Source organism: Aeromonas sp. 601039, assembly GCF_049174415.1.
In the GTDB taxonomy this organism is placed as follows: domain Bacteria; phylum Pseudomonadota; class Gammaproteobacteria; order Enterobacterales; family Aeromonadaceae; genus Aeromonas; species Aeromonas veronii_A.
Genome location: NZ_JAAKTL010000003.1, coordinates 279,482 through 295,673 on the forward strand (window position 1 = coordinate 279,482; position 16,192 = coordinate 295,673).

General features: G+C 58.6%; 14 protein-coding genes. 1 reads left to right on the plus strand and 13 read right to left on the minus strand.

Annotated elements, in window-relative coordinates; translation table 11 throughout:
* Window positions 1–96 precede the first annotated feature (96 nt).
* The gene (locus G5195_RS04675; RefSeq protein ID WP_421209174.1) at window positions 97–1,737 is read left to right on the plus strand and encodes an EAL domain-containing protein; all 1,641 of its coding nucleotides are present in this window, start codon (window positions 97–99) and stop codon (window positions 1,735–1,737) included.
* Here the strand turns inward: G5195_RS04675 and G5195_RS04680 are convergent.
* From G5195_RS04680 to G5195_RS04740, 13 genes are all read right to left on the minus strand, one after another.
* On the minus strand, window positions 1,700–2,194 hold the full coding sequence (locus tag G5195_RS04680) for a hypothetical protein (protein ID WP_042055706.1): 495 nt from the start codon (window positions 2,192–2,194) through the stop codon (window positions 1,700–1,702). The genes G5195_RS04675 and G5195_RS04680 overlap by 38 nt on opposite strands.
* 175 nt (window positions 2,195–2,369) lie before the next feature.
* A complete protein-coding gene (locus tag G5195_RS04685; protein WP_005337077.1) occupies window positions 2,370–2,732 on the minus strand; it encodes a DUF2750 domain-containing protein in 363 nt (120 codons plus the stop codon).
* Between the two features lie 180 nt (window positions 2,733–2,912).
* Window positions 2,913–4,217 (minus strand): inosine/guanosine kinase, encoded by a 1,305-nt coding sequence (locus tag G5195_RS04690; RefSeq protein WP_005337079.1) that lies wholly within the window; start codon window positions 4,215–4,217, stop codon window positions 2,913–2,915.
* Window positions 4,218–4,403: 186 nt separating this feature from the next.
* Window positions 4,404–4,796: an MAPEG family protein gene (locus G5195_RS04695; RefSeq protein ID WP_064336267.1), complete on the minus strand. Its 393-nt coding sequence runs from the start codon at window positions 4,794–4,796 to the stop codon at window positions 4,404–4,406.
* 34 nt (window positions 4,797–4,830) lie between these two features.
* Window positions 4,831–5,805, minus strand: a complete 975-nt coding sequence (hemH, locus tag G5195_RS04700) for a ferrochelatase (protein ID WP_042080404.1) — start codon at window positions 5,803–5,805, stop codon at window positions 4,831–4,833.
* Between the two features lie 98 nt (window positions 5,806–5,903).
* Entirely contained in the window at window positions 5,904–6,548 is a 645-nt protein-coding gene (gene adk, locus G5195_RS04705) for an adenylate kinase (RefSeq protein WP_005337083.1), read from the minus strand.
* 303 nt (window positions 6,549–6,851) lie between these two features.
* Complete coding sequence (miaE, locus tag G5195_RS04710) at window positions 6,852–7,610, minus strand: tRNA isopentenyl-2-thiomethyl-A-37 hydroxylase MiaE (RefSeq protein WP_005346385.1); 759 nt, start codon at window positions 7,608–7,610, stop codon at window positions 6,852–6,854.
* A 205-nt stretch (window positions 7,611–7,815) separates the two neighbouring features.
* A complete protein-coding gene (gene purF / locus G5195_RS04715; protein WP_158113146.1) occupies window positions 7,816–9,336 on the minus strand; it encodes an amidophosphoribosyltransferase in 1,521 nt (506 codons plus the stop codon).
* Between the two features lie 21 nt (window positions 9,337–9,357).
* A complete protein-coding gene (locus G5195_RS04720; RefSeq protein WP_005337086.1) occupies window positions 9,358–9,846 on the minus strand; it encodes a CvpA family protein in 489 nt (162 codons plus the stop codon).
* Window positions 9,847–10,031: 185 nt separating this feature from the next.
* Entirely contained in the window at window positions 10,032–11,327 is a 1,296-nt protein-coding gene (gene serS, locus G5195_RS04725; protein ID WP_216953400.1) for a serine--tRNA ligase, read from the minus strand.
* Window positions 11,328–11,614: 287 nt separating this feature from the next.
* On the minus strand, window positions 11,615–12,952 hold the full coding sequence (locus G5195_RS04730; RefSeq protein WP_421221577.1) for a replication-associated recombination protein A: 1,338 nt from the start codon (window positions 12,950–12,952) through the stop codon (window positions 11,615–11,617).
* Window positions 12,952–13,560 (minus strand): outer membrane lipoprotein chaperone LolA, encoded by a 609-nt coding sequence (gene lolA / locus G5195_RS04735; RefSeq protein WP_421221656.1) that lies wholly within the window; start codon window positions 13,558–13,560, stop codon window positions 12,952–12,954. Before lolA ends, G5195_RS04730 begins: the two co-directional genes overlap by 1 nt.
* Window positions 13,561–13,640: 80 nt before the next feature.
* Window positions 13,641–16,157 (minus strand): DNA translocase FtsK 4TM domain-containing protein, encoded by a 2,517-nt coding sequence (locus tag G5195_RS04740; RefSeq protein ID WP_421221578.1) that lies wholly within the window; start codon window positions 16,155–16,157, stop codon window positions 13,641–13,643.
* Window positions 16,158–16,192 lie beyond the last annotated feature (35 nt).

The window sequence follows — 16,192 nt, forward strand, 5'->3', positions numbered from 1 at the left end:
ATTGACCCTTTTCACCGAGTTGCGAGGAATAGCATGCTTTGCACCGCAAGCTTGGTTAAAATTCCCTCATAAAGCAGCCACTTCAAGGATAAAAAGATGGTTCACAAGCTTGGACGCCCCCTCTTCATGATCGCCACCATAGTGACCATACCCCTGCTGCTCCTGCAAGCAGTTTGGTTGGCCCTTCAGAGCACACCGCTCACTCTGACAGTTATTCTGGCCACCACACTGCTCGGCATGATCCTGTTGTTAATGCTGGCCATGCGCACCATGGACGGCATGGTCCAGCATCAGGAGCTCACCTGGGTCAAGGCCATCAGGAGCCGGGATCCCTCACTGCTTGATGAGCCCGCCTCCCGGGAAGTGCTGCAACAGCTGCTGGAGCAGTTCGAGAGTGCCGAACAGAGTGCCCATCGTCAGCTGACCGAACTGAGCAATCTGGCCACCACCGACGAGCTGACTCAACTACTCAACCGCCACGCCTTTCGCCGCGACATGACCGAGTTGCTGCAGCGGGATCAGGACACCCAGACCGCAAGTCTGGTGCTGATCCGCGCCACCGAGCTTGGCAAGATCAACGCCCAGCGCGGCTTCCAGTCTGGTGATGCCTACATCAAGGACATGGCGGCCCTTATCAAGCGGGTGGTGAGCCGCTTCCCGGGCAATCAGGTCTATCGCATTTCGGGGGCTGATTTCGCCGTGCTGGTGCAACCGGTGGCCAATATTCCCCCCCATCTGCTGGGACAGGATTTGAAAGTGGCTTTCGATCACTATCAGGCTCAACACGAGCTGGAGAGCACAGGTTACTCGGGGTTGACCAAGCTCAGCAGCGGCCAGAAAATCGAAGCCGTGCTGGCCAGGGCGGATTTGGCGCTGGCACGCGCCCAGACCGAAACCATCAATGGCTGGGCCATCCAGCAGGATGACAACGTCTCCGATCTGCAGGGACAGCATCACTGGCGCGAGGTGCTGACTGAAGTGCTGGCACAGGAGCGACTCAGCTTCACCTATCAGCCAATCCAGCCCCTGCACCGCAGCATGCTGGCCTACAACGAAATCTACACCCGTTTCAGCGGCAGCGATGGTACCGCCCTGCCCACCGACACCCTGTTTGCCATGGCCCAGCGGCTCGATATGGTGATGCGGCTGGAGCAACTGGTGATTGTTCATATAATGCGTCAATACCGGGCTTTTGGTGCCAATCAGAGTCGCTGGGGAGTCAATCTCTCCCCCAACCTGCTGCAAAACAGCGCCTTCCTGATCTGGCTTGACCGCCAGTTGCTCAAAGATCCCAATACCAGCGCCAATCTGGTGTTCGAGCTGGATGAAGAGCATCTGGAACGCAATCTGACCGGTGCCAAGCGGGTATTTGAACTGCTGCGCCGCAACGGCAGCCGCTCGGCGATCGCCAATTTCGGCAAGGGGATCGGCTCCTTTACCCTGTTTCGCGAGCTCAAGCCCGACTACATCAAGCTGGATCCTGCCCTTATTACCGGGCTGGAGCAGGATCAGACCAACCAGCAGTTTGTGCGGATGATCGTCGATGTATCACATCGGATGGGATGTCAGGTGATTGCTGAGGGGGTAGAACAGCTTGGCCAGAAACAGCTGCTGCAGGGGATGTATGTGGATGGCTTGCAGGGCTATCTGATCGCCCGGCCGCAACCGCTGCGACCGGATATCAGCCAGCTGGGGCTCTTTACTGAGGATGCTTCAGCTTCAACAGGGTCAGAATGATGTCATTGAGCTGGCGATAGCGCTCCAGCTCTTTCTGATCGTAACGGGTCGCCAGCGTGGTGGGGTTGTGGCGATTTTTGAGGTAACGGTTGATTTGCAGGCGATTGAACCCCGCCACCTGATAGACCTGGCCAAGCAGGGTATTGAGCTCATCGTGCTCCAGACCGGCTCTGGCCAGATAGTCCCCATCGGCGGGACTCTCGGTCTGGTGGCTCCACTTGCCAATGCGACCACTCTCCTGCAGATAGCTGAGCCACTGCTCGATATAGAGCGGTTTGCACCCCGCCAACAGGTTGAAAAAGCCCACCGCATCGCAACGACAACCGCTCAGGAGCACGACCGCCAGCTGATCATCATCGCACTGGAAGGTCACTGGTCCGGCTTGCGCCCAATCCAGCGCCTGCACCCGAATGCTGGCCTTCTCACCCGCAGCTCCCGTTACGTCGAATACAAACATGGCGCTCCTCCCTTGGCAAAAGGTTGATGATGGACCATCCCCCTGACAGGTGCAAAGGCAAATCGGCTTTTAACTCATCAATCGGGCCATTCGACCATAAAAAAGACCGGCACCTTCGCGGATGCCGGTCTTTGTCCCGATGGCCTGTGCGTTCATGCCATCAATGGAGGCGCTTTCAGGCGTCCAGTTCAACCAGTGCCTTGGCCAGCTCGATGGGTTCGAGCTCCTGACCTTCCAGATCGGCGTTCCAGTTCGGGCCAACCAGTACATCATCTTCATCCAGATCGTTGATCCAGATATCGAGAAACTCTTCCAGATCGATTACTTCCGGCTCGTAATCGGCCCACTCGTCAACACAGTGCAGACGAGCGTCCTCTTCGGCAGACCAGAGCGGCATCACGTCGGCATCTTCAAATTCGGCGGAGCGACAGACGACCCAGTCTTCCCCATAGCGCAGACCCCACACCTGACCCGACTCGCGGACTTGTTCGATAAACAGTTGGAAATTGGCGTCAAGGTTGTCGTTAAGCATGCTCATGGGGTTCTCTCTTTCTTTCGGGTGCTGCGGCATTGTCGGGCGACAATACGATGGCCAAATGGTGTCGCAAAAGTGACATGGACTCAAGCATATTGGGGTTATTCCGGGAAAAAAGCCGGGATAACTCCCATTTGCCTGCAAAAACGCCTCCCGATGGAGGCGTCTTGCAGATTCAGGAGATCAACGCTCCCAGTAAACCTCTTCCAGGCTGTCCTCTTTCTCCGGCAAACCGCGGGAGAGACGGGGGCTGCTCTGGGCCAACACCTCGTAGCTGACGCGGTTGGCGTATTTGCACACCTGGGCCAGTGAGGAGTAAGTCAGGAACTCGGAGATGTGCTTGGCGGAGTTGGGCACATTCATCCGGTGATAAGAGTTGGCCACCATGTCGTGCAGCACAGCGGAAAGTGCGCCATCCCCTGCCCCGTTGGTGTTCTTGATCTTCTCCGGGCCACCCATGTACGGGGAGATGTGGGAGTAGATGCGGGCCGGTTTACGGCACTTGGCGCGGGCCATCGGGCGGCTGAACTCATACATGTTGAACTCGGGGATAACGCCCGGCAACAGGGTATGAGTGGTCTCGCGCTTGTAGTCCTCGTCGGTATAACTCGCCATGTAGAGGCCGATGGGGCCAGCAGTACAGAGCACCATATCGGCCCAATCCAGCGCCTTGTCGGCCGCACCGAGCGGATCTGCGATGCCGGTCAGGGCTTCACCTTCGTCTTCGTTCATCGCCAGCACAGTGACGTTTTCGGCAATGAAGTCTCGCCACCACTGGGGGTTTTCGTCGATGACGAAACGGGTGCCCAGGGTCAGCACCACGGGAATACCGGCCTCGCGGGCATAACGCACCGCGGTCATGGCCGCCTCTTTCATCGGATCACCATCGTCACCACGTACCAGATAGGCGGTGATCACCAGGGCAGACGCCCCTTTGATCACATCCTCCGGAATGTGCTGCACATCCAGCTGGTTCATCTTGCCGGCGTTGATACCGAAGCTGCGCTCGCCGCACTCGGTGATGAAGGTGAAGCAACGACCGATGGGGCCATCAACCGGCTGCAGATAGTCCAGATTGACGCGGGAAGAGGTGTTGCACAGATAACGGTAGGCGTAGCAGCCGATGCGAATATCCTGACTCATCACACCCAGCAGGATGGAGTGGGAATCGGCCAGTACCGAGTAGTTGTGTACCGTGTTGCCGATGGTGCCACCGGCAAACTCGCTCACTACCATGTTGTTGGCCTTGAGCTCGTCATAAATCCGTTCGGCCACGTCGTCGTTGATGACGACGGAGTGCCCCTTGCTCAGACCATAACGGGTCAGAAAGTCTTCATCCACATGGGCTTCAATATCAACCAGGGTCTGATCAATCCCGACCACGTAGGCTTTGCCCAGCTCGGTTAACAGGGGATTTTGCGGAACCAGGGGATCGCGTCTGTCGACAGGGAAGTAGTGTTTGGACTTGCGCTGACCGGGAAATTTCATGGCAATGTTCTGTGCTCTGGGGGAAAGAGGGGCGGGATTTTAACACAATCCGCCGCCCCGAAAAGTCGCCCTGTTTAAATAATGGAGTCAGTATAGACAAGGCTTGCAAGGAAAAACGTTTGCCTTTTCACCATAAAAAAACCACCCCGTCCGAGGTGGTTCCCTAGCATAAAAAAGCGCCTGTTTTCAGGCGGCCGCCATCCCCTGCAACAGGGCCAGCAGCGAGAAGAGGCCGAGGGCTAGCCAGAACAGCAAGGTGCCCAGAAAACGGGGCACATTGGGGGCTTTGGGGATCTGGATGCCAATGGCATGCAGGATGCGGCCGACCAACAGCATGGCGCCACCGGCATGCAGCCAAAGCGCACCGGCACCGGATAGCTCGCACAGCGCCATCAGCAGCAGGGTCAGCGGCACATACTCGGCAAAATTACCGTGGGCCCGGATCGCCGCCAGCAGCTCGGGGGCCTCCCCCTGCCCTATCATCACCCCGAACTGGGCGCGGCGTTTGACCACCCAGAAGGAGAGCCCCAGAAACAGCAGCCCAAGCAGGCCTGCGTAGATCAGCGTGATATGTACCATGACTCGACTCCTTGTTTGACTGACTGCCGGTCACTCATGCCAATTCGCGGCAGATGAGCGAGACCATCATCCTGATGTGGGCCTGATCGCTGTTGAGGGCCGGAATATATTCAAACCGCTCGCCACCGGCCTCCATGAAGATCTCCCGATTCTGTACCTGAATTTCCTCGAGGGTTTCGAGGCAGTCGGCGGCAAAGGCAGGACAAATCACATCGAGCCGCTTGATACCCGCAGCTGGCATACCGGCGATGGTCACGTCTGTGTAGGGCTTGAGCCACTCCTCCTTGCCAAAGCGGGACTGGAAACTGGCCGTCCACTGCCCGGCCTCCAGCCCGAGCGCCTCGGCCAGCAAGCTGGCGGTATGGCGACACTGGTGACCATAGGGGTCCCCTTCGTTCTCGTAGCGCTCGGGAATGCCGTGGAACGACATCAGCAGGTGATCACCCTGACCGTGCTGCTCCCAGTGACGGCGCACGCTCATGGCCAGCGCCTGAATGTATTCGGGGTGGGCGTGATAATCACGAATGAGCCGTACCACCGGCAGATTGCGTTCTCTCTTCATCGCCTTGCCCCAGGCATCGAAGACCGAGGCGGTGGTACTGACCGAATATTGCGGATAGAGCGGCAACAGGATCACCCGGTTGACCCCTTTGGCCTTGAGCGCCTGCCAGCCATCATTCACTGACGGGGAACCATAGGTCATCGCCAGCTCCACCGGCACATCGACGCCCTCCCGCTTGAGCTCCTGCTCCAGCGCAGCACGCTGCTGCTTGCTTATCACCATCAGCGGCGAGCCCTGCTCGGTCCACACCTGCTGATAGAGCTTGGCCACTTTGGGCGAGCGCGTCGGCAAGATGATGAAGTGGAGCAGCGGACACCAGAGGTAACGGGGCAGGTCCACCACACGGGGATCGTGCAGGAACTGGCTGAGGAACGCTTTGACGGCAGCGGTGGTCGGTGCGGCTGGGGTACCCAGATTGACCAGCAATATTCCGGTTTTCGTGGTCACGTTGGCTTCCTGTCTATCTGTCATTATGCAAAAAGGGCCCGACAGGGCCCTTCTCTTTATTTATCTGATGGCACGGGAAACAGTGCCGGCAGCAAAGATCAGCCCAGAATGGTGGCAAGCTGCTTGCTGACCAGATCAACCGGCTGGGTGCCGTCGATCTTGACGTAACGGGTGTGGCCCGCTTCCGCCTCTTTGCCGTAGAAACCGATCAGCGGCGCGGTCTGCTGATGATATACATCCAGACGCTTGCGTACTGTGGTCTCTTCGTCGTCGGCGCGGATCACCAGATCTTCACCGGTCACGTCATCCTTGCCTTCCACTTTCGGCGGGTTGAACACCACGTGGTAGGTACGGCCGGAGCCGGAGTGAACGCGACGGCCGCTCATGCGCTTGACGATCTCTTCGTCCGGCACATCGAACTCCAGCACGAAATCAACCACGACACCGGCGTCCTTCATGGCTTGCGCCTGGGGAATGGTGCGCGGGAAACCGTCCAACAGGAAGCCTTTGGCGCAGTCCGGCTGAGCGATGCGCTCTTTCACCAGACCGATGATGATGTCGTCAGAGACCAGCTGACCTGCGTCCATCACAGCTTTGGCTTTCAGACCGAGCTCGGTGCCCGCTTTGATCGCCGCACGCAGCATGTCGCCGGTGGAGATCTGGGGAATACCGTGTTTTTCCATGATGAACTGAGCCTGGGTACCTTTGCCGGCGCCCGGAGCCCCCAACAGAACAATGCGCATACACGCTCCTATTGATTGGTTATTCAAATCTTGCGAAGGCAAAAAAGTACACGGTTTCGCCCATTTCTACAAGGGTGAGCCACCTGAATGAGCACTTTATCACCACAATAACCGGCTGATCGAACAGGATTTCATCGCAAGGGGAAGACGCAAAAATAGCCAGGGATTCAGCATAGAGCGCCAAAAGCAGGAAGGAGGTACGACAGAAAAAAAGATCCCGGCTCAGGGCCGGGAATTGCGCTCAAAAGTAACTACTTGTCGCTCGTAGTAGGAACAGGGCAATAGTAGTTTGCCCCCTGTGCGTCAACAACTGTCAGATGTGACAGGCAGGCCGCTATGAAACCGGAACTGCGGATCCGGCGAGCAGATTAGCTCGGCTTCCAACTTGCCAAAGAAGGCCACCCGCTCGCTGATATCCTCCCCTGCGTACTGTTCGGCCAGGCTCAGGTAATCCTGATAGTGGCGCGCTTCGGAGCGCAGCAAAGAGACATAGAAGCGGCTCAGCTCTTCGTCCAGATGGGGCGCCAGCTTGGCAAAACGCTCGCAGGAGCGGGCCTCGATATAGGCGCCGATGATCATCTTGTCGACTATGGTGGCCGGCTCATGGGTGCGCACATGCTGCATCAACTGGCGGGCATAGCGGGAGGCCGTCACCGGCCCGTATTCGATGCCGCGGGCCTGCATGATCTCCAGCACCTGCTCGAAGTGATGCAGTTCCTCCTGAATGAGACGCACCATGGGAAACAGCAGCGGATTGCGCTCCAGCTCGGCAAAGACGGTGCGATCAGACTCCCCCATGCTGCGTTTGCCTAGGATCTCGGCCTTCTCCGGAATGGCGTCCAGCTCGCGATAGAACTCCAGCTTGGGCAGCAGATGACGCTTGCCCTTGGGCAGGCAGTAGCGGCGCACCAGACTGTGTGCAGTGAGTGCAGCCTTGGTCTCGCAGTTGGCGTGATCGATGAGCAGGGTTGGCAAACGGGCAGGATCCCGCGCCATCTCCACCCACTCGTCAGGGGTTTCGCACTGCAAGAACTGGCGCACGGGGGCTAGCAGATCATCCATCTGAACTCTCGTCTCTTAAAAGCGTATCGATCATATATGTTGCCGCCTATGCTAGCGGATCCCGCTGGCCATGCCCATATCCGGCAAGATAAACGGATGTTTTTCAAACAGATACCCCCTACCCCTTCTGCCGGTGTGAGGCAAAAACGACAATGGGGGCCACTGGCCCCCATCTCGCTATCTCATCCGGCAAAACCGCAAACGTTTAACTGCCTTCGTTAAAAATTTCCAGATTGCTGGTGCCTTCCTGCCACTCACGCACCGCTTTGGTGTCATCGTTGCGCAGGGCGTTGAGGTGATCCAGATAGGACTGGTCCACGTCGGAGGTGACGTAGTGGCCATTGAAGACCGAGGTCTCGAAGTGACGCAGATCCGGGTTGATCTCCCGCACAGCCGATTCCAGATCTTCCAGATCCTGGAAAATCAGACCGTCAGCGCCAATCAGCTTGCACACCTCTTCCACTTCACGGCCGTGGGCGATCAGCTCGTTGGCGGTGGGCATATCGATGCCATAGACGTTGGGGAAGCGAATTTCCGGCGCCGCCGAGGCGAAGTAGACCTTGGCTGCCCCTGCTTCACGGGCCATCTGGATGATCTGCTCGGACGTGGTACCACGCACGATGGAATCATCCACCAGCAACACCTTCTTGCCCTTGAATTCGGAGCTGATGGCGTTGAGTTTGCGACGCACCGACTTCTTGCGCTGGGTCTGGCCCGGCATGATGAAGGTACGGCCGATGTAGCGGTTCTTCACGAAGCCCTGACGGTATGGCAGATCCAGGGTGTGAGCGATCTCCAGCGCCACGTCACAGGAGGTCTCGGGGATGGGGATAACCACATCGACGTCGAGATCCTCCCACTCACGGGCAATCTTCTGACCCAGCTTGCGACCCATGTTGAGGCGGGCGGCGTAGACCGAGACCTTGTCGATGCACGAATCGGGACGAGCGAAGTAGACATATTCGAAGATGCAGGAGCTCATCTGCGGGTTCTCCGCACACTGCTCGGAGAAGAGCTGGCCCTGCTCGGTGATGTAGATGGCTTCACCCGGCGCAATATCCCGCACCGTCTCGAAACCGATGGCGTCGAGCGCCACGCTCTCGGAGGCGAGCATGTACTCCACCTGGCCCTGCTCGTCCTGACGACGACCGAGGATCAGCGGGCGAATGCCGTTGGGATCACGAAAACCGATGAGACCATGGCCAATCACCAGCGAGACCACCGCATATGCACCGCGGATCTGCTGATGGGTTCTGCGCACCGCGGCGAAGATATCTTCGGGGCGCAGGGCCATCTTGTCACATCGATCCAGCTCGTGGGCCAGCACGTTCAGCAACACTTCCGAGTCGGAGGTGGTATTGATGTGACGGCGGGCGACCTTGAACTGCTGCTCCTTGAGCTCCTTGGCGTTGGTGAGGTTGCCGTTATGGGCCAGCACCATGCCGTAGGGTGAGTTCACATAAAAAGGTTGGGCTTCAGCGGCACTTGAGCTGCCTGCTGTGGGATATCTGACATGACCTATGCCGATGTTCCCTTGCAGACGCTGCATGTGGCGCACTTCAAACACGTCCTTCACCAGGCCATTGGCCTTGCGTTGCCGGAAATTTCCACTATCAATGGTCACGATCCCGGCGGCATCCTGTCCCCTGTGCTGCAACACCGTCAAGGCGTCGTAGAGGGCCTGATTGACGGGGGTGGTGCCAACTATACCGACAATACCACACATGTCTTTGCTACCTCGAAGTCACTATACCTGTTTAAGAAAACTGGATGAGTTCAACATGAACCCGAAAAACCACTGGATCACCGGCTTGAACTCCGGCACCAGCTTGGACGCCACCCACCAGTCGCTCTGGGAGAGGCTGGTGAAGGTATCCATGAAAAAAAGCAGGGCACTGACGATCAGCACCCCGCGAATTGCACCGAAGCAGACCCCCAGCACCCGATCGGTACCGGAGAGACCCGTCTTGTCCACCAACAGGCCCACCACGTAGTTCACCACGCTGCCGAGGATCAGGGTCGCCACAAACAGCGCCGCGATGGCCAGACCGTTGCGAACCAGCGCGTCGGAGAAGGAGGTGAAATAGACGGCGAGATCGGGATAGAAATGGCTGGCAATAAAGAAGGCGACGAACCAGGTGACAAGAGACATGGCCTCCTTGACGAAGCCGCGCACCAGACTGATGAGAGCAGAGAAACCGACGATGCCGATGATGGCGTAATCAATCCAGACCATAGAAAAAGATGTCCTGCGAAATTGCGGCGCAGTCTAACAAAAACGATTGCGCATTGCTTGATAAAAATGTGTTAACTGTTCAAAGCTGCGCCGAAAATCTGCATTTTCAGCACTAAAACGATTGTTCGGCGCCAGAATGCACAACGCCATGGCAATGCCATGGCGTTGTGGTCAGCTGCGTGAGCTTACCCGATGTGGGTCAGGCCACCCATATAGGATTGCAGCGCGGCCGGAATGGCGATACGACCATCTGCCTGCTGGTAGTTCTCAAGCACAGCGACCAAGGTACGACCCACAGCCAGACCTGAGCCATTCAAGGTGTGAATGAGCTGCGGCTTGCCATCGACACGCACGCGAGCCTGCATGCGGCGCGCCTGGAAGTCGGTGCAGTTGGAGACGGAGGAGATCTCACGGTAGGTGTTCTGGGCCGGCAGCCACACTTCCAGATCGTAGGTCTTGGCCGCGCAGAAGCCCATGTCACCGGTAGAGAGCGCCATCACGCGATACGGCAGTTCCAGCAGTTGCAGCACCTTCTCGGCGTGACCGACCATCTCCTCCAGCGCTTCCCAGGATTTCTCCGGATGAACCAGCTGTACCATCTCGACCTTGTCGAACTGGTGCATACGGATGAGACCACGGGTATCACGACCGTAGGAGCCCGCTTCGGAGCGGAAGCAGGGGCTGTGAGCGGTCATCTTGATCGGCAGCTCCTGCTCGTCGAAGATCTCGTCGCGCGCCATGTTGGTGAGCGGCACTTCGGAGGTCGGGATCAGGGAGAACTTGCGCACCTTGCCCTCTTCTTCCCCTTCCCCGTCAATACCGGTATTGAACAGATCCTGGGAGAACTTCGGCAGCTGGCCGGTACCGTACAGGCTGTCCGGGTTGACCAGATAAGGCACGTAGCACTCGGTGTAACCGTGCTGCAGGGTGTGCAGATCCAGCATGAACTGGGCCAGGGCGCGGTGCAGACGGGCAATCTGGCCCTTCATCACCACGAAACGGGAACCGGAGAGCTTGACGCCGTTCTTGAAATCAACGCCCTTGGCCGCTTCGCCCAGATCGATATGATCCCGTACCGGGAAGTCGAAGTGACGCGGGGTACCCCAACGGCGCACTTCCACGTTGTCGTTCTCGTCACGACCCACAGGGGTGGTCTCGCTCGGCAGGTTGGGGATGGCGTCGGCAATGGTTTTCAGCTCGGCCAGCAGCGCATCCAGCTCGACTTTGCTGGTTTCCAGCTCGTCATTGATCTTGGTCACCTCGGCCTTGAGCGGGCCAACATCTTCACCGCGACGGGCAGCCTCACCGATGGACTTGGAGCGGGCATTGCGCTCGGCCTGCAGCTCCTGGGTACGGGACTGCAGATCCTTGCGCTTCTCTTCCAGAGCATTGACAGCCGCTACGTCCAGAACGTAGCCACGTGTCGCCAGACGAGCGGCAGCTTCATCGATGTCGCTGCGCAGATATTTGGGATCCAGCATGGGTTACCTACTTTTTTAATAAGGGATCTGGGCCTGAGTCATCATGACGGGCTAAAAAACAGATCCGGAAGTTAACATCGGTTGGCCCCCGTCGCCTTGAGAGCCAGGCCTTCGAAATCAAGAAGATGGTATCAGGCCGAAACCAACGGGGTCAGAGGGGCAGTGTAGCAGACCGCCCCCCTGCCCGAACAGGGACTATTTGGGTCGTTTTTGCCGACTTGTGCGGTCAAACACCCCAATTATTCCGGTACTTGACCAATTTTCATTCTGCTGACAAACAAGCGGGGCTATTTGCCCCGTTGCTGCGGACTTTGCCTGTCCAGTTCATGGAGGTAATCGAGCTTCTGACCAATCTGCTTTTCAAGGCCGCGATCGGTGGGCTGGTAGTACTGCTTGCCGGCAAGCTCTGGCGGGAAATACTGCTCGCCCGCAGCATAGGCGCCCGGCTCGTCATGGGCGTAGCGATACTCGGCGCCATAGCCCAGATCGCTCATCAATTTGGTCGGCGCATTGCGCAGGTGTACCGGCACCTCGAAGTCAGGGAGGTTTTTGGCATCATGAAGCGCCGCCTTCCAGGCGGTATAGACCGCATTGCTTTTCGGGGCGCAGGCGAGATAGACGATCGCCTGGGCGATAGCCCGCTCCCCTTCCGCCGGCCCGATGCGGTGGAAACAATCCCAGGCAGATAGCGCCACCTGCATGGCACGGGGATCGGCATTGCCCACATCTTCCGAGGCAATCGCCAGCAATCGGCGGGCAATGTAGAGCGGATCGCAGCCGGCACTCACCATGCGGGCATACCAGTAGAGTGCCGCATCCGGTGCCGAGCCGCGGATAGATTTATGCACCGCCGAGATGAGGTCGTAGAAGTGATCCCCCCCCTTGTCGAAGCGGGCCACATGTTCCCCCGCTACGGCGGCAAGCAGCGCGCTGTCGATCACCCTCGCCCCTGTGCTGTCGGTTTCGGCCATGTCGGCCAACAGCTCCAGATAGTTGAGGGATTTACGCCCGTCCCCATCCACCGCCTTGGCCAGCGCCTCCTTCACCCCGGGGGCAAAGGTGAGCACCGGATCATTGAGACCACGGGGATCGGTCATCGCCTGATCGAGCATGGCGAGGATGTCGCTCTCCTCAAGTCGCTTGAGTAGATAGACCCGAGCACGGGAGAGCAGCGCGTTGTTGAGTTCGAACGAGGGGTTTTCGGTGGTGGCACCGATAAAGGTGATGGTGCCATCTTCGATATGAGGCAGGAACACATCCTGCTGACTCTTGTTGAAGCGGTGCACTTCATCCACGAAGAGGATGGTGCGCACCCCGCGCCAGCTGTTCTCTTTGGCCTTGTCGATGGCGGCGCGGATCTCCTTGATGCCTGAGGTCACTGCCGAGAGTCGCTCCACTTCCGCCTGACAGTAGTGAGCCACCAGCTCCGCCAGCGTGGTTTTACCGGTACCGGGTGGCCCCCACAGGATCATGGAGTGGCAGTGACCCGCCAGGATCGCTTTGCGCAGGGGCTTGTCAGCCCCCAGGATATGCTGCTGACCGATATACTGGTCGAGGTTTTGCGGCCGCATCCGGGCCGCCAGCGGACGAAAGTCCGAGGAGAAATCCAGCGAAAGATTGCTCATCAGCGCTGATCATCCAGCTCGACCCCCTTCGGGATCTTGAAGACAAATTCGTTACCCTTGAGCACCGGCTTGCGGTTGAAGTTATTGAGGGTAAATTCGGTCCACTGCCCCTGCGCCTCTTTCACATCGAAGCGGCTGATGTTGTTGTCGCGATCGAAGGTTACACTGAAGGAGGCGATAAGCTCGCTCGGATCACGGCTGGTGACTGTGTAGACATCACCCTGCTGAGTCACGTCGTACTGCTTCCACAGTTTTTCGTCATTGCCGGTGATAAGCACGAAGGGGGTATTGAGCACCGCATCCTTCATTTTAAGGGCGGTGACCTGCTCGACGAAGGGATCATACACCCAGACATCCTTGCCATCAGCCACGATCAGGCTCTCGTCAGGCGCAGTGGTATGCCAATTGAAATGGTTTGGGCGCTGCACCAGCAGATCGCCGCTGGCGCGCTGCAGCTCCTTGCCCTTGCTGTCGTAGACAGTCTGGGAGAACTTGGCGGAGAAGAGGCTGACACTGGCCAGCTTCTGCTTGAGATCGCTGGCCGCGTCGGCCCACACCTGGCTGCTGGCAACCAGCAGCATGGATCCGATCAACAGCTGTTTTTTCATCATGCTTTTCATAACGACCATCTCGATAAAAGGCCACGCCCGTAAGGGGCATGGCCAGGATAACAGTAAAAGGGTGGGCCTTAGTCCCGCACCGGCGGCGGAGCCAGCACATCGCGCTGACCGTTGCCACCCGGGGCGCTCACAATGCCCTGATTTTCCATCTGCTCGATGAGACGAGCAGCCCGGTTGTAACCAATCTTGAACTTGCGCTGCACGCTGGAGGTCGAGCCACGGCGGGACTCCACCACGAAGGCAACCGCTTCGTCAAACAGGGGGTCGAGCTCTTCGTCGTCACTACCGCCATATTCGCCGCTGCCACCTTCACCACCAGATTCGCCCGAAAGAATCTCATCGATGTAGTTCGGCTCGCCGCGCAGTTTCCAGTCCGCCACCACCTTGTGTACCTCGTGGTCATCGACAAAGGCGCCGTGCACCCGGGTCGGGTTGGAAGTACCGGCCGGCATGTAGAGCATGTCACCCATGCCGAGCAGAGATTCGGCGCCGCCCTGATCGATGATGGTCCGGGAGTCAATCTTGCTCGACACCTGGAACGAAATCCGGGTCGGGATGTTGGCCTTGATAAGACCGGTAATGACATCCACCGACGGACGCTGGGTCGCAAGGATAAGGTGAATACCGGCCGCCCGCGCCTTCTGGGCGATACGGGCAATCAGCTCTTCCACCTTCTTGCCGACGATCATCATCATGTCGGCAAACTCGTCCACTACCACCACAATGTGGGGCAGCTTCTCCAGCTCCGGCGGCATCTGATCCATGGAATCGCCCGGACGCCACAACGGATCCAGCAGGGGTTCCCCCTCCTCGATGGCAGCCACTACCTTGTCGTTGTAGCCCTTGAGGTTACGCACCCCGACCGCCGACATCAGCTTGTAACGGCGTTCCATCTCCCCCACGCACCAGCGCAGGGCGTTGGCGGCGTCCTTCATGTCGGTCACCACCTCGGTCAGCAGGTGCGGGATCCCTTCGTAGACCGAGAGTTCCAGCATCTTGGGGTCGATCATGATAAAGCGCAGGTCATCGGGGGATGACTTGTAGAGCATCGAGATGATCATGGTGTTGACCCCCACCGACTTACCGGAACCTGTGGTACCGGCCACCAGCAGGTGCGGCATCTTGGCCAGGTTCACTACCACCGGCTCGCCGGCGATGTCCTGACCCAGGCCCATGGTGAGCGGGTTGCGGCTATCGCGGAAGGCATCGCAGTCGAGGGTTTCGCGCAGGTAAACGGTCTGACGCACCCGGTTGGGCAGCTCGATCCCCACATAGGTCTTGCCCGGGATCACCTCAACCACCCGCACGCTGCTGGCAGACAAAGAGCGGGCCAGATCGCGGGACAGGTTGGTGATCTTGCTCGCCTTCATGCCCGGCGCCAGATCCAGCTCGAAACGGGTAATAACCGGGCCCGGATAGACACCGACCACCTTGGCCTGCACGTTGTAGTCGGCAAGCTTGGCCTCCACCAGACGGCCCATGCGATCCAGCTCATCCTTGCTCATCATCTGAGTCTTGGCTGGCGGTCTGTCCAGCAGTTCGATACTCGGTAACGGCGGCATTGTTGACTGCGGACGACGCTTGGGCTTGGTTGGTGCGACGGCTACCGGCGCGGCAACCTCGTCGTCCCCTTCGGCCCAGGGCAGATCCAGATCGTCCTCATCATCGTCATCGGCCACAGCCAGTACCGGCTGACGGCGCCCATTGGCAGCCGCCACCGCACGTTTCGGCTTGGCAGCCGGAACCGGCTCATCATCTTCATCATCAAACTGAGGATCGAACTCGAAGGTATCGTCGTCGAGTTCGGGCAGCCACTCTTCGGCGGCAGCCTTCTGGTTCTTGGCCTTGGGCTTGCGAGTCCAGCTGGTGTGCGGCTCATCTTCCTCGTCATCAAACGCAATGGCCCCTACCCCGCCTTCCAACAAGGGATCCGGCCCCTCGTTGCGGGGTTGACGCCAGCCACCGGTCAGCCAGCGGCCGAGGGTGGTCGGGAAGTGGTAAACAGCGCTGACCGAACCGGTACAGGCCGCGCCGATCTGCTCGACGATGGTGAGCCAGGACCAGCCGGTAAACAGGGTGATGCCGGTTGCCACGAAGCAGAGCAGCATCAGGTTGGCCCCGACGCCGCCAAACAGCGGCACCACTGCAGAAGCGATCACATCCCCCACCAGACCACCGGCGGAGAAGTTTTGCATATCGTTGAAGTTCATGCTGGCAATGGCCGACATGCCGAGCACGGTCAGGATAAAGCCGATGATCCGCACCCCCAGGGTGAGGTAATCCACATCGAGCAGACGGCTCGGGCGCCAGAACAGACTCCAGCCCAGCAGTACCACCAGCGGCGGCACCAGATAGGAGAAAGCACCAAAGGTAAACATGGTGATGTCGGCGAGCCAGGCACCGGCACTACCGGCGAGGTTCTTCACCTCCCCTTGCCAGGAGGTCTGGGACCAGCCGGGATCAGCGGGATGATAGGACAACAGGGCAAGCAGAAGATAAGCAGCCATCAGGGTGATGGCGATCAAGACGGCTTCGAAGATCCGTTGTGTACCTGATAAAGGAGTAAACAGCTTTTTATCGGCCAAACTCCGGCTCCTTTCTGAAAACATGTAATGCAGGA